Here is a 13,386-nt window from a genome sequence, read left to right as displayed (position 1 = left end):
GGCCCGTCTAGAGCAGTGCTTCGTAACGGTCGCCGATCTTTTCGATCGTGAAATCCGCGGCCCTGCCTGACAGGGTCGCGGCGGAGGTTGGCTGGTCGAGCATCCTGACCATGGCTTCCGCCAGGGCGTCGGCGTCACCGACCGGCACGAGGATGCCGAAACGGCCATCGCCAAGAATCTCGCGGGGGCCGTGCGGCGCATCGGTGGAAACGACCGGGACACCGGCAGCCATGGCTTCGACCAGGACATTGCCGAAGCCTTCGCTTGTCGATGACAGCGCAAACAGGTTGGCAACAGCGTAGCAGGCCGCGGGGTTTTCGACGTAGCCGGCAAACAGCACGTCCTGCGCGATCCCGGTTTCCCCGGCATAGGCGCGCAGTTCAGCTTCCAGCGGACCTTCGCCGAAGATGACGAGACGGGCAAGCCGGCTGGCGCGCAGCTTGGCAAAGGCTCGCAGCAAGGTCAGATGGTCCTTGACCGCAACGAGGCGTCCCGCGGTGACGATGACCGGACCGCCGCCCATGCTCTTCAGTTTTGCTTGCCAAGGATAATTGTGCTCCTGGCGTTGGGCCGGCGGTGGCAGTGGGTTGTTGATCACGGTCACTTTGGATCTGGAAAAGCCATTCGCCACCAGGTCGCCACCGACACCCTCGGAAACAGCGATGGCGCTGGTGGCGCGTGCCGCCACCAGCGAAGAGAGATAGCCCGCCAGTCTCGCCCCGATCCTGTCGGATGTGTGCGAAGCCGCGGCATGAAAGCTTGGAAAGAACTTGGCCCGGCTGCGTGCCAGCAACAGTGCCACCGCCATGAGCAGATTGGCGAATTCGGGAGCGCTGAACACCGCGTCGGGAGCCAGCCGCTTGAGCAGGCGTACTCCTTTTACCACGCCTTTCAGCGTGTCCGCCTTGCTGTAGCTTTCGCCGCGAATGGCAAAACCAAGGTCGATCAGCTTTACCGCGGGCGAGCGCAAGGCAGCATTGGGACCTTCGGCATTCCAGGTAAACAGCGTGACGTCGTGACCACGGGACGCCAGCTCATTGGCCATGAGGACGAAGACGCGCTCGGCGCCGCCGCCCCTCAGGCTGGCAATGTGGAAAACGATGCGCTTTGCCATGTTCAGGCGCCAGCGATGTTGGGTTCCCGGCGGCTGGGCGGACGGCGCATGTCGCGCAGGATGCCCCAGGCGATGGCAAGCAGCATGCCAAGGCCAAAGCCGCCGACAGCTCCCGCGCCGACCAGGATCGTCGTGCTGGGTGGCCATGAGCGCTTGTTGGGGGGCACTGCCGTGGAGATCACCTGGACGTTGGTGGTGTCGATCTGCTCGCGCTCGGTGATCTGCCGTGCGCGCGACAGGAAGCTCTCATAGATCGCCGTCTTCGACGTCGCGTCCCGTAGAAGCTCGCGCAAAGCGACCTCCGATTCGTTGTCGGCGAAGACCCGGCCCTTCAGGTCATTCATCTTGGCGTTGAGCGAAGCCAGTGACGCCTTGGTCCTGCTCAGATTGACCTTGGCCTGGTCGACGGTGCGCGCGTATTCGGCTCTCAGTTGCGAGTCCACTGTCACCAATTCCGTCTTGAGACGGACGATCGTCGGATGGCGGGGCCCGAACGTCATCGCCTGTGAATCGATCTGCTGCCGCAGTCCGTTTGCCCTGTCACGCAGTGCGGCAAGCGCCTCGGACGTTTCGGGGGCGGAGGGGGTTCCATTGATGCCCGAGGCGACCAGGGCATCGTAGTTCGCCTGCGCGGCGACGACGCGCGACTGTTCCTCGACGATCTGGCTGTTGAGCTGCGTCATCGTCTGGGAGCTGACAAGCTGGCCGTTGCTGGAAGACAGGCTGTGGCTGCGCCTGTAGGCCTCGACTTTCTCTTCGGCGGCCTGCACGTCGCTCTTGAGCTGGCCGAGCCGTGCATCGAGAGCCGTGGCGGCGCGATTGGCGCCGGAAGCCTCGGCGCTTGCCAGTTCTTCCTGGAAATGCTTGACGATGGATTGTGAGATCTCGACGGCTTTTTCCGGGGTTTGCGCCGATACGGTAAGCGTCGTCACGAACGACCTCTCGTCCCCGCTCGTCTTGACCTTCAGCGCGAGGCTTTTCTGCGCGGCCAGTTTCGGGTCCGCTTTGGGGGCGTTGGCTTTGCCGGCGCTTCGGCTGGCATCGAAGAATTCGGGGTCGTTGAAGAGTTCAAGCTCATCGACGACGCGGGAAAGCACGCTTCCCGACGTCATGATACGCTGCTTACTGCGTGTGCTCAGGATCTGGCCGTCGACCTGGCCCGATTGAGGGTAGAGGTCATTCTGGATGACCTGCAGATTGGCGGGATTGATCAGGATATCCGTGTTGACCGTATACAGCTGCTTGCCCAGCATCGAATAAGCGCCGCCGACGATCGCGCCGACAATCGCCAGCAGGAATGCAAGGAGCAGACCGGAGCGCAGCCAGACAAACAGGCGCCGGAAATCGAGCTCGAGGAAAGTCCCGATCTTGTCCAGCGTCACCGTTGCGACCGGAACGGCCGCCTGAGGCTGTGGCGCATGTGGTTCAGGGGACGTAAGGGCACGCGCTGCGCTCGAGGTACCTTGCTGGAGCTTCGCTGCGCTGGCACGGCGCGCGTTTTCGATCCGCTCGTACGGGCTGATGCCGGCGTCCGCCGCAGAGGTAGGAGGACGGGTACCGGCGGACATTTGCTAACCCTTGCTATTCTTCATCTCGCATAGATGGCTTACAGAAACATCGTTAACATTTTATTTTCCATGTTTGGACATAACTTGATAACCGGCGTGTCATGACCATCCGGCGAACCTGCGGATCCGGTTGCTGGACCATCGTGTGAATTGGAATAGGCTATGAGCAGCCTGACTGCCGGATCGGAACAGCAATCCAGCCGGATGCGCCGTCAGAACGCGCTGACACTTCTGTTTTTTCTGTGCGCGGCCGCCGCATTGCTGATCCGCTTCACCGTATCGCAGCAATTGATGAACATGGTCGTCAACTACACGGAAGACGGCGGGCCCTTCTATCAGAAGCTCCATCTCGGCACCTACGCCATCTTCTTCCTGTGCGCGCTTGTTCTCTTCAGCCGACCCTTCCTGCTGCGCGGCGACGAGATCAGCGTGTTCAAGGCATTGCTCCGCTATTCGGTGCTGGTCTTCGTGCTGGTGCCCTATCTCTTCGCTGCTGGCCGCGCAGGTGCGTCGGGTTTTGTGGTCGACACCTATCTGGTGGCCGGTGCCGCGGGTCTGATGATGCTGGCCCTGAACGAGGACACTCGACGAGCCTTGGGGGACGTGGTGCTCGCGACGCTGATCCTGAGCGCCGCGATCGGCATCATGGAAGTTGCCACCCAGCATCGACTTTTGCCCTTCACCGAGAGCGAACCGGTGTTCAGGCCGATCGGGTTGGCTGGACATCCACTGTCATTGGGCGGGCAGTGCGCCATCGCCATAGGCTTCGTCGCATCGACCCGCTGGCGCATATGGGTTCGGGTGCTCGCCATCCTGATCCTGTTTGTCGGCACCGCCGCGTCGGGCGCGCGCACGGCCCTGATCCTGACCGTGGGCGAGATCTTCATACTCCTGATGTTCGTGCGCTGGCCTCGGCTGACGAACGAGCATCAACGCGAAGCCAAATTCGTCGTGCTGCTGTTCACCGCGGTCATTGGCGTGGCGATGGTTGCCGTCATGTTGTCGGCCGGCCTCCTGAGCCGGTTCGACAACACCATCTTCGACGCGAACTTCATGGCGCGCGTGACGATCTACCAGGTTTTCGGACTGGTCAGCTGGAAGGACATCCTGTTTGGGATGGACGCCAACGAGCTGCTGAGGATCGTCAACGAGCAGCTGGGGCTGCCCCATATCGAGAGCGCTCCAGTAGTCTTCGGCCTGCTGTTCGGCGTGCCGATAGCCATACTCTTCTTCATTTTGATTCTCTGGCTGATCTTCAAGCTGCTGCGTGAAGCGCCACTGCCGGCGAGGGTCGCCACCACCGTCTTCCTGCTTGCTTCGCTGTCGAACAACGCCCTGTCGTCGAAGACGCCGGATGTGACGATCATGGTGGTCTTGCTGATTGCCACCAGGAAGCAGCAGGAGGTTCCGCCGGCCGTTACCTTCGAACAGGCCCGCGTTCGATCCTAGAGCGTTTCCGTTTTTAACGGAAACGCGGAAGTGTTATAACCTTATGTTTTTGCTGCATTTTTGTGACGCAAAGTGATTCCGCTTGGCTGCAAAAATGCTCTAGCCGGCGCTGTCCACGACTTCGACACGACCTGCGCGGTTGAGCGTATGGATGCCGGCACGCGCCCATGCCGGTCCGGGGCAGATCGGACGCGGTGTCGAGAAGCGGACATCGCTCTCGTCCAGCTGGTCCAGGCTCATCAGGCCAAGACCGCCGCCATAGGCGCGCGAGCCATCCTGTACCGGCAACACCAGCTTTGCGCCGTGACGGAAAATGGCGCCGCCGGGCCGGGCTGCCGAGTGATCGACGGCGATCGGGTTCAGCGCATGCGCGGCCCATGGGCCGCGCAGCGAAGGTGCGCTGTAGACGGCCAATGTATCCGACGCGCTGCCGAAGCCGTATCGTTCGGTCCCCAGCAGCCAGAAGCGACCGTTGGCTTCGAGCAGCGTCGCATCATTGAAATCGCTGTCCTTCATCAACACCGTGTCGCGGACCCATCGATCGGGAAACTGCTCGGCACGGTAGAGCACGACTTCGCGCGCCGAACCGCTTTCGGGGATCATGAAAATCTCGCCATCGCGGGCGAACACCTGCGGATAGGACAGGTGGTGTTTTTCCTTGAGTACGATCCGTGGAACGCCGAACGTGCCGTCGTCGCCAAGCTCGGCGACGGAAATCACGCCGCGGCCCGTCGCATAGGGAAACTCCTCCACAAAGAGGAAGTGGCGGCCATCGTGTTCGAAGACAAACGGGTCTGCGTAAAAACGTTCGCCGTCGTCGGGAAGGACGCTGAATGGTGAGCCGTCCAGTTTTCCGACTTCTGCAACCCCCGGCCCATCGATCAGCCGGTAGGCAACCTGCCAGTAGAACGGACGTCGTCTTTGCTGGTATTTCTGCACGGCGCGGTTGACCACGCCCTTGCAGAAATATGGCACCGCATGGCGAATGAAGCTGCCGTCCTTTCCGGAAGATGGCTCGCTGTCGGCGATCGGCTCGATCTTACCTGCAAAGAAACGGGCAACGCTCTGCATGATCAGCGATATGGCGCCGGCAAGCAGGTCGTTCGATGTCCGGGAAAGCCAGAATTTATCCGAGAGCATCGGGCGCGCCCGCGCCACGACAACGCCATCGAGACGGGCGGCAAGTTCAGGCGAGGGGCCGCCCGCCAGGAAAGCGGTGATGCCAGCAGGAAAGGTGCTCCTGCCGCAGAACTCGAGCGTCAGGATTGGAGCAGCTTGTGCCGTGGCAGAGGCCGTGAGGTCGATGACGAGATCCGGTGCACCGCGATCGACGGAAGGTAGCGGTTTTGCGCGCGTTGCCAATGAAGAACCGTACCGACAACTCTCGATGGCCAGGACGGCATCGAGCGCCAAAGTTCTGGGCGCAGCCGCCATCGCAGGCCGGCTCGAGACGACGTGGCCTGAGGCGCCCAGCCGTTGCATAAGCTCATTTTCCCAGCGCCGGGACGAGCCGGCGTGGCTGATAATTAAAATGTTACCCAAGCCCAGGTATTCTCTTTAAAGTGACTCTGTTTTGATATCTGCAGGTATAGTTCTTAGCAAGGGATACTCGAGGGGGCATGGGAATCGCCATTAATCAAGTGGTAATATTTTCCACTGGGGAGACGCTTGCTGACGCTATTGTCACAGGGTTGGGCGGCAACGCGGACCTTGGCGGCCAAGGTCAACCATGAGCACTGTTTCGCATTCCAAGTCGCACGGCAAACGAAAACTGTTGATCGTGTTCGGCACCAGGCCTGAAGCGCTTAAATGCTTTCCGGTTGCGCGTGCTGCACTGGCCCACCCGGACTTCACAACCGAGATCTGCGTCACCGGCCAGCATCGCGAGATGGTGGCGCAAGTCATCGATCTGACCGGCCTGCCGGTGCACCACGATCTTGACATCATGCAACCCGGCCAGACCTTGTTCGACGTGACGTCGCGCGTGCTTCTCGGGATGGCCGATGTGCTCGACAAGTCCAAGCCGGACATCGTGCTCGTGCAAGGTGACACCACCACCGCGATGACTGCGGCGCTGGCCGCTTTCTACAAGCGCATTCCCGTCGCCCACATCGAAGCCGGATTGCGCAGCCACAACATCAATTCCCCCTTTCCCGAGGAACTGAACCGCAAGATAGCCGGCGACATCGCCACCTGGCATTTCGCGCCCACCGCCGAAGCCCGCGACAATCTGCTTGCCGAAGGAAAGGCCGCCGATACGATCTTCGTGACTGGCAACACGGTCATCGACACGCTGCTGCATTTCTCCAGCGAGATCGATGCCGACACGGAGATGAACGCCAGGCTTGCCGCGCGTTTTCCGTTCATCGACCCGACAAGGAAGATGATCCTCGTCACCGGTCACCGGCGGGAGAACTTTGACGGCGGCATTCAGCGTATCTGCAGTGCGCTGAAGACGCTGGCAATGCGCAAGGACGTACAGATCGTCTACCCGGTCCACCCGAACCCCAACGTACGGTTGGTGGTCGACAAGGAACTGGGCGGAGTGGCGAACATCCACCTGATCGACCCACAGGACTATCTGCCGTTCCTGTATCTGCAGAAGCAGAGCTATCTGGTGCTGACCGACAGCGGCGGCGTGCAGGAAGAAGCGCCGTCGCTTGGCAAGCCGGTGCTGGTGATGCGGGAAAACACCGAGCGTCCGGAGGGAGTCGCGGCGGGCACCGCCCGGCTTGTCGGCACGGACATCGAAAAAATTCTGTCCAATGCCAATAGCTTGCTCGATGATGAGCGCGTCTATCGTGGTATGACGGAACGACACAATCCCTACGGCGATGGCCGCGCCGCGATCCGGATCATTGAGGAACTACAGCACCATGGCTGAAATCAGAACCGTTTCCGTTATCGGCATGGGCTACATCGGCCTGCCGACCTGCGCCATCTTTGCCAGCCGCGGGTTCGATGTCATTGGCATTGATGTCAACGAAGCGGTGGTGGCCAAGGTCAATCGCGGCGAGATCCACATCGTTGAACCCGATCTGGACGGTTTGATCCAGAAGGTCGTCGCCAACGGCAAGCTCAAGGCCTTCAACACGCCTCAGCCGGCTGACGCCTATATCATCGCCGTTCCGACCCCGATCACCGAAGACCACAGGCCGGATGTCAGCTATGTGCTTGCGGCGGCGCGCAGCATCGCTCCGGTGCTGAAGCGCGATGATCTCATCGTGCTGGAATCGACGTCGCCGGTCGGCACGACGCGCGTCATGACGAACCTGCTTGCAGAGCTGCGGCCAGATCTCAAATTCCCTGTTACGCATGGCGAAGAGGCCGACGTGTTCGTGGCCTATTCTCCCGAGCGCGTGCTGCCGGGAAAAGTGCTGACGGAGCTGATCAACAACGACCGTTCCATCGGCGGGCTGTCACGCAAGTCGTCGGAACGAACCGCCACGCTTTATTCGAGCTTCGTCGCCGGCGACCTCTTCATAACGCAGGCCGAAAGCGCGGAGCTCGTGAAGCTGACCGAAAATGCGTTCCGAGACGTCAACATCGCCTTCGCCAACGAACTCGCGGCGGTGTGCCAGGATCTGTCGCTCAATGTCTGGGAGGTCATCGATCTCGCCAATCGGCATCCTCGCGTGAATATTCTCCAGCCAAGCCCGGGCGTTGGCGGCCACTGCATCGCGGTCGATCCGTATTTCATCATCGACGCCGCTCCCAACAGCACGCGGCTGATCAGCTCGGCGCGCCGCATCAATTCAGAGCGCCCGCTCTCGGTGGTGAAGGACATCGAGGCGTTGCTCGACCCGACCCGTCAGCAGACGATCGCCTGTCTTGGCCTGAGCTTCAAACCCAACATCGACGACATGCGCGAAAGCCCGGCTGTCGAGGTGGTGAAACTTCTGTCCAGGATACCCAATCTCAAGATCGTCGCGGCCGAGCCCAATGCACGTGCCCTGCCACGTGAGCTCGAAGGCCACGACATCGCATTCACCGACGCGCTTTCCGCCATCGATCAATCCGACATCGTCGTCCTCCTGGTCGATCATCGGCAATTCAATTTCGTCGATCCCGAAGCGCTCAAGGACAAGAAGCTGGTCGACACCAGAGGTCTCTGGACCTGGCGCAAGGCGCGCAAGCCCGATGCCCGCATCGAAGGCAAGAAGTCTGCGCTGGAGCGGACCGGAGAGGCCGCATGACCATGCATGATGCGGCATGGGCGCAGCATCCCCTGCTGGCATCACGGCGTCGGGAATTTCTCGATGCGCCCATTCATGCCCTGACCATGGCCGAGACGCTGGCCATCGCCGATGAGGCCATGGCCGCGCATCGACCGCTGCACCATGTCGTCGTGAACGTCGCCAAGCTTGTGAACATGCGCAAGAATGCCGAACTGCACGATGATGTGATCACGGCGGATCTGATCAATGTCGACGGCAAGGGGGTGCTCTGGGGCGCCAGGCTCTGCGGCGTGAGCCTGCCGGAACGGGTCACGGGCGTCGATGTCATGATCAACGTGCTCGCCCTCTGCGCGGAGAAGGGTTACCGGCCGTTTCTTCTCGGGGCCGAACAGCACGTTCTCGATGCGGTGGAAAGTCAGCTGGCTATCGATCACCCGAACCTGGTCATTGCCGGCAAGCGCAACGGTTATTTCAAGGCCGAGGAAGAGCCGGAGGTCGTCCAGGCCATCAACGCTTCAGGCGCGGACTGCCTGTTCGTGGCGATGCCGACGCCGAGGAAGGAGCGCTTCCTCAAGCGCTACCGCGATGAGCTCAAGCCGAGTTTCGTCATGGGCGTGGGTGGCAGCTTCGACGTTTATGGCGGCAAGGTCGCCCGGGCGCCGAAACTGGTTCAGGCCCTCGGCATGGAGTGGCTGTTTCGTGTCGCGCAGGAGCCTCGGCGTCTGTGGCGTCGTTACTACGACACCAATACCGCCTATGCGTGGTTGCTCTGCCGGGAGTTCTGGCATCGTCGCATACGCGGGGGCGCCAAACCCTAGGGCAATTTCAGGAAAAGTGTGTAACGGTTTTCCGTCCGAAACTGCGCAAAACTCCGTCCGAAATTGCGCAAAAACAGAGAGCTAGAGCGTTTCCGTGAAAACGCTCTAGGGTTACGCGCCGGTCTACGAGATCGGCAGTCGCGCCTTGACCTTGTCGATGAAGAGCATCGCCTCTTTCGGATAGAACATACAGATCAGCGCAAAGAACGTCGCGGTCCCGGCACTGCCGCCTGCCGCCAGCGGCAGGATCGGCGGTGCGTGGCTGAGCAGCGCCGCGGTGAGTGCGGCAGCCACGCCTGTGCTCGCGGAAATGATGACGGAGACGCCGATGTCGCGCCACGGCACGGGCACCGGCGTCAATCTCTGGGCGATGACGATGCAGCTTGCCAGGGCCGCTACCGATCCGCCCGCCAAAGCCAAGGCGGCACCCAGTTCCGCCATGGTGGGGATCAGCAGGAAAGACAGCGAGATCGTCCCGACCGAGCCGACGAAATTGACGATGATCAGCAACCACGGCCGCTTGTGCGCGTGCACCACGACGCCGTAGACGAACGTCGCGAGATTGGCGCACAGCACGCTGAAGGCGATGACCGGAAACAGCAGGCCGAAGCGGCCATGATAATCCGCAGGCAGCATGAGCCGCGTGATATCGGTGCTGAGCGCCACCAGCATTGCCGCGACCGGCAGGCAAAGGCGCATCATCAGGGCCATGAGTTGCGACAGCAGGCGGCTTGAGGCCTCGGGCCCTTCTTCGTCGAAGCGGTTCACCACTTCCGGGAAAGCGCCGGTGTTGATTGCATTGGCAATCATGTCGATCGGCTGCCGGGCCAATGCATAGGCCGCAGCGAAGACCGCCACGGCGCTGGCATCGTAGTAGACCTTGAGGAACAGTCGCTCGGCGCTGTTCAGCCCGAAGCCGACCAGGGCCATGATGACCAAGGGAGCGCCGAAGGCAAAAAACTCCTGGCGCGTGAAGCGCGACGGGCCGGGAACGATGTGTCGGGATGCGACGATGCCCGCTGTGATGCCGGCAATCAGCATGCCGAGGCTGGAGCCGAGGGACACCGCCAGGAAGGAGCGCTGGAACAGGAAGACTGCGGCGATCGGCAAGACGAGCTGCAGCAGGCTGCGCAAGGCTTCGAGCATCGAATAGACCGAATGCCGCTGCTGCATCTGCAGGATGGTCAAGGCGAAGCGGCCGATGGAGCCGGCGATCAGGTAGCTGCCCACGGCTATGGCAAACTCGCCCCAATGCTCCGGCACGATGAGCACCGAGGCAATCGCGGAGATAACCAGTGCAATGGTCGTCGTGGCCAGAAGCACCTGTCCCGCCAGGATCAGGCTGCCCTTGCTGATGTCGCCCTTGCCGCCGAGTCTCAGCAGTGAAATGCGTAGCCAGCTGGTGACTGCGACATCCGTCATTTCGCCGACCGTAACCACCAGCGTCAGCAGGCCATAGTGGTTCTGGTCGATCATGCGGGTCATGATGACCAGCAGGAGCAAAGCGGAAATGCGTGTCAGCAGGATCGCCGGGGCGTATATTAGCGTTGAGCGAAGCAGCAAAGGGTTTTTCCCGGACAATTCCGCCTGATTAACCGTTGGGAGGCGGGAAATCCAGCATCATGGCACTAAAGAACAGCATATCACTTTGGCCATAAGCTTTATTTGAGACCTTTGCTTTATGGCTGGTCCGCATGTGTTATCCGCAATGGTGTCATGTTGCAGCCTTCCGCAAGCCATCAAAAAATGCATGTCCTGGTCGCAACACCCTCGGGTGGCCTGGGGCAGGGTGGCATCGACCGGCTCATGGGCGCGCTCAAGCTGCAACTCGACCGGCAGGATAGCGCGGACATCGACGTGCGCTTCATCGCGACCCGCGGCCCGGGACATGTCGGACTTTCGGTCTTCTACACGCTCGGTTTTTGTCTGCGCATGCTCGCGGCCCGCCTTGCAGGGCGCGCCGATGTCATCCACATCAACGTCGCAAGCATGGGCAGCACCTACCGGAAGCTGGTTATTGCCAGGTGCGCGCGAATGCTCGGTGTTCCTTATGTGCTGCATTTGCACGGCGCGGAGTACCGGTCTTTCTGGAGCGGAGATGGCGGTTTTCTCGACCGCCGCATCCGAAGCATGTTCGAGCATGCCAGCCGTGTCGTCGTACTAGGCAGGGTGTGGCGCGACTTCATAGCCAGTCGCGCGTCCGGTGCGGCCGGCAACATCGTCATCGTGCCCAACGCCACTGAAACTCCCTTGCTGGCGCATGTTGGCGGCGGCGACAGCATTCATATCCTGTTCCTTGGGCGCATCGGCGAACGCAAGGGCGTGCCGCAACTGTGCGATGCCCTGGGGAACATGAAGTCCGTCGGGCATTGGCGCGCCACGATAGCCGGGGACGGCGAGGTCGAGGAGACGCGTGCGCGACTGACGGAACTCGGCCTCACGGACCGTGTCCAGCTTCCCGGATGGGTTGGACCCGATCAGGTTGCGGCTCTGATCGCATCAGCCGACATCCTGGTACTTCCCTCCTTTGCCGAAAATCTGCCTGTATCGGTCATCGAAGGCATGGCCAGCGGCCTCGCCGTGGTGACGACGCCGGTCGGAGCGGTGGAAGATATCGTGACCAATGAGCAGAATGGCTTGCTGGTCCCTCCCGGCGACGTCGCGGCACTGACGAAAGCGCTGACGCGCCTGGTCGAAGATCCGGCTCTGCGGACGCGCCTTGGCGAGGCCGCCAAGGCCGTGCATCGCGAGCGGCTGGAAATTGCTCCGTTCGCAATGGCATTGCGCCGCGTGTGGCACGATGCGTCGATCGGCAACGGAGGGGAGGCGAGATCATGAAGTTGCTCGACATCGCGCGCGGCGCTTATGTGCGCAGCCCTGAACCCCTGAGACGTCTTCTAGCGCCGTTGGTGGCGCGTGTCCCGACCACGATGAAGTTCGGCGCGACCTATCGTTCGTGGCGGGAACAGATCGCCCACGCGGCCGCGGATCCTGCCTATGCCGGGCACGCGCATCTGGCCGCGCTGCGGGCGCTGCTGCAGAAAGCGCATGCGGGCAGCCCCTTCTATCGTGGCTTGATCGACAAGGCCTTTGGTCCCGGCTTTGACCTTGCGACGCTGCAGCTCACCGACCTTAGCCGCCTGCCGGTGCTCACCAAACAGGCTTTGCGCGATGCAGGCAACGATGCGCTGGCGGAGCCTGCATCGAACCTTGACGAAGCCACGACCAGCGGAAACCACACCGAGCAGCCCTTTGTCTTCTACCTGGACAAGGACCGCAGCACCCGCGAGATCGCCTTCGTCTATGACGCGTGGTCGCGCATAGGCTATGGCGAACAGACGGCACGCGCCTGCTTCCGCGGCTTTGGCCTCGACGCCCAGGGCAAACGCCTGCACGAGTGGGAGCCGGCGTTGCGCGAACTACGGCTTTCGGTGTTTCCGATGACTGTCAAGGACGCCGCTTTGTATCTCGACCTGATCGATGAACGCGGCATTCGCTTCCTCTACGGCTATCCTTCGGCGATCGAGTTGTTCTGCCGGCATATGCGCAAGCTCGGCCGGACACCGAAACTGCGCATCGAAGGCATCATGCCGATTTCCGAACCCCTTTTCCCTCACCAGCGTGCCAGCATCCAGTCCGTGCTGGGCGAGGTGCCTTTCGCCTGTTTCTACGGCCTGAGTGAAAAAGCGCTGTTCGCCGTTGAAATGCCCGGACGCATGGACAGTTACGAGTTCAATCCGCTTTACGGGCTGGCGGAACTGGTCGACGACGATGATGCGCCCGTTGTGGAGCCTGGCAGGCTGGGACGGCTCGTCGGCACCGGCTTCCTGTCCACCGGCATGCCGTTCATCCGCTACGATACCGGGGATCGTGCGCGGCTGCTCGAACTGCCCAGTGCCGAAAACGGCCAGCGGCTGCGGGTCGATGCCATCATGCCGCGTCGTAACATCGATTATCTGATCGCTGCCGACGGCAGCCACGTGGTGAGTTTGTCGCTCGCGCCGGAAGATCCGATTTTCTTTGAGGGATTGCAGGAATTCCAGTTCTATCAGGATACGCCGGGTGAGGCGGTGGTTCGCTATATTCCGGTCGAGGGGGCGGTTGGCGATCCAGCCGGGCGCCTGATCGCCAATCTGAATGGGCAGACCCATGGCGCTATCCGCTTTTCGGCGAAACAGGTCGAGCGCATTGCCTGGGGGCGTGCCGGCAAGCGCGCTTTCGTCGACCAGCGCCTCAACATGGCGGACTTCGAATAAGGG

General features: G+C 61.6%; 10 protein-coding genes. 6 read left to right on the top strand and 4 right to left on the bottom strand.

Annotated elements, in window-relative coordinates; genetic code table 11:
- Positions 1-7: 7 nt before the first annotated feature.
- Together ACFWYE_RS28545 and ACFWYE_RS28540 are read right to left on the bottom strand one after the other, a co-directional pair.
- The gene (locus ACFWYE_RS28545) at positions 8-1,114 is read right to left on the bottom strand and encodes a glycosyltransferase (RefSeq protein ID WP_379062596.1); all 1,107 of its coding nucleotides are present in this window, start codon (positions 1,112-1,114) and stop codon (positions 8-10) included.
- A 2-nt stretch (positions 1,115-1,116) separates the two neighbouring features.
- Positions 1,117-2,682: a GumC family protein gene (locus ACFWYE_RS28540; protein WP_379062594.1), complete on the bottom strand. Its 1,566-nt coding sequence runs from the start codon at positions 2,680-2,682 to the stop codon at positions 1,117-1,119.
- A gap of 162 nt (positions 2,683-2,844) precedes the next feature.
- Here ACFWYE_RS28540 and ACFWYE_RS28535 point away from each other — a divergent pair, with 162 nt between their 5' ends.
- Positions 2,845-4,131: a VpsF family polysaccharide biosynthesis protein gene (locus ACFWYE_RS28535; RefSeq protein WP_379062592.1), complete on the top strand. Its 1,287-nt coding sequence runs from the start codon at positions 2,845-2,847 to the stop codon at positions 4,129-4,131.
- Between the two features lie 99 nt (positions 4,132-4,230).
- Here ACFWYE_RS28535 and ACFWYE_RS28530 read toward each other — a convergent pair whose 3' ends face one another.
- A complete protein-coding gene (locus ACFWYE_RS28530; RefSeq protein ID WP_379115447.1) occupies positions 4,231-5,613 on the bottom strand; it encodes a hypothetical protein in 1,383 nt (460 codons plus the stop codon).
- Between the two features lie 247 nt (positions 5,614-5,860).
- Between ACFWYE_RS28530 and wecB the strand changes: the two genes are divergently transcribed.
- Genes wecB through ACFWYE_RS28515 form a run of 3 tightly spaced genes read left to right on the top strand, consistent with a single transcriptional unit; the run spans position 5,861 to position 9,127 of the window.
- The gene (wecB, locus tag ACFWYE_RS28525; protein WP_379062588.1) at positions 5,861-7,015 is read left to right on the top strand and encodes a non-hydrolyzing UDP-N-acetylglucosamine 2-epimerase; all 1,155 of its coding nucleotides are present in this window, start codon (positions 5,861-5,863) and stop codon (positions 7,013-7,015) included.
- Entirely contained in the window at positions 7,008-8,327 is a 1,320-nt protein-coding gene (gene wecC / locus ACFWYE_RS28520; protein WP_379062586.1) for a UDP-N-acetyl-D-mannosamine dehydrogenase, read from the top strand. Before wecB ends, wecC begins: the two co-directional genes overlap by 8 nt.
- Complete coding sequence (locus tag ACFWYE_RS28515; RefSeq protein WP_379062584.1) at positions 8,324-9,127, top strand: WecB/TagA/CpsF family glycosyltransferase; 804 nt, start codon at positions 8,324-8,326, stop codon at positions 9,125-9,127. Before wecC ends, ACFWYE_RS28515 begins: the two co-directional genes overlap by 4 nt.
- Positions 9,128-9,250: 123 nt before the next feature.
- Here the strand turns inward: ACFWYE_RS28515 and ACFWYE_RS28510 are convergent, their stop codons facing one another.
- Positions 9,251-10,690, bottom strand: a complete 1,440-nt coding sequence (locus tag ACFWYE_RS28510) for a lipopolysaccharide biosynthesis protein (RefSeq protein WP_379062582.1) — start codon at positions 10,688-10,690, stop codon at positions 9,251-9,253.
- A gap of 183 nt (positions 10,691-10,873) precedes the next feature.
- Between ACFWYE_RS28510 and ACFWYE_RS28505 the strand changes: the two genes are divergently transcribed.
- Positions 10,874-11,965: a glycosyltransferase family 4 protein gene (locus ACFWYE_RS28505; RefSeq protein ID WP_379115446.1), complete on the top strand. Its 1,092-nt coding sequence runs from the start codon at positions 10,874-10,876 to the stop codon at positions 11,963-11,965.
- Complete coding sequence (locus ACFWYE_RS28500; protein ID WP_379115445.1) at positions 11,962-13,383, top strand: hypothetical protein; 1,422 nt, start codon at positions 11,962-11,964, stop codon at positions 13,381-13,383. The genes ACFWYE_RS28505 and ACFWYE_RS28500 overlap by 4 nt, the downstream gene beginning before the upstream one ends.
- The last annotated feature ends 3 nt before the right edge of the window (positions 13,384-13,386 follow it).

The sequence above is a fragment of the Mesorhizobium sp. NPDC059025 genome, assembly GCF_042739655.1.
Classification (GTDB): Bacteria; Pseudomonadota; Alphaproteobacteria; order Rhizobiales; family Rhizobiaceae; genus Mesorhizobium.
The sequence above is the reverse complement of the archived record's forward strand: the minus strand, read 5'-3'. Positions and strand labels throughout refer to the sequence as shown.

Bases quoted from the DNA above. Each gene is read 5' to 3' on its own strand.
- ACFWYE_RS28545 (WP_379062596.1), bottom strand. From the start codon at position 1,114: ATGGCAAAGCGCATCGTTTTCCACATTGCCAGCCTGAGGGGCGGCGGC.
- ACFWYE_RS28540 (WP_379062594.1), bottom strand. From the start codon at position 2,682: ATGTCCGCCGGTACCCGTCCTCCTACCTCTGCGGCGGACGCCGGCATC.
- ACFWYE_RS28535 (WP_379062592.1), top strand. From the start codon at position 2,845: ATGAGCAGCCTGACTGCCGGATCGGAACAGCAATCCAGCCGGATGCGC.
- ACFWYE_RS28530 (WP_379115447.1), bottom strand. From the start codon at position 5,613: ATGCAACGGCTGGGCGCCTCAGGCCACGTCGTCTCGAGCCGGCCTGCG.
- wecB (WP_379062588.1), top strand. From the start codon at position 5,861: ATGAGCACTGTTTCGCATTCCAAGTCGCACGGCAAACGAAAACTGTTG.
- wecC (WP_379062586.1), top strand. From the start codon at position 7,008: ATGGCTGAAATCAGAACCGTTTCCGTTATCGGCATGGGCTACATCGGC.
- ACFWYE_RS28515 (WP_379062584.1), top strand. From the start codon at position 8,324: ATGACCATGCATGATGCGGCATGGGCGCAGCATCCCCTGCTGGCATCA.
- ACFWYE_RS28505 (WP_379115446.1), top strand. From the start codon at position 10,874: ATGCATGTCCTGGTCGCAACACCCTCGGGTGGCCTGGGGCAGGGTGGC.
- ACFWYE_RS28500 (WP_379115445.1), top strand. From the start codon at position 11,962: ATGAAGTTGCTCGACATCGCGCGCGGCGCTTATGTGCGCAGCCCTGAA.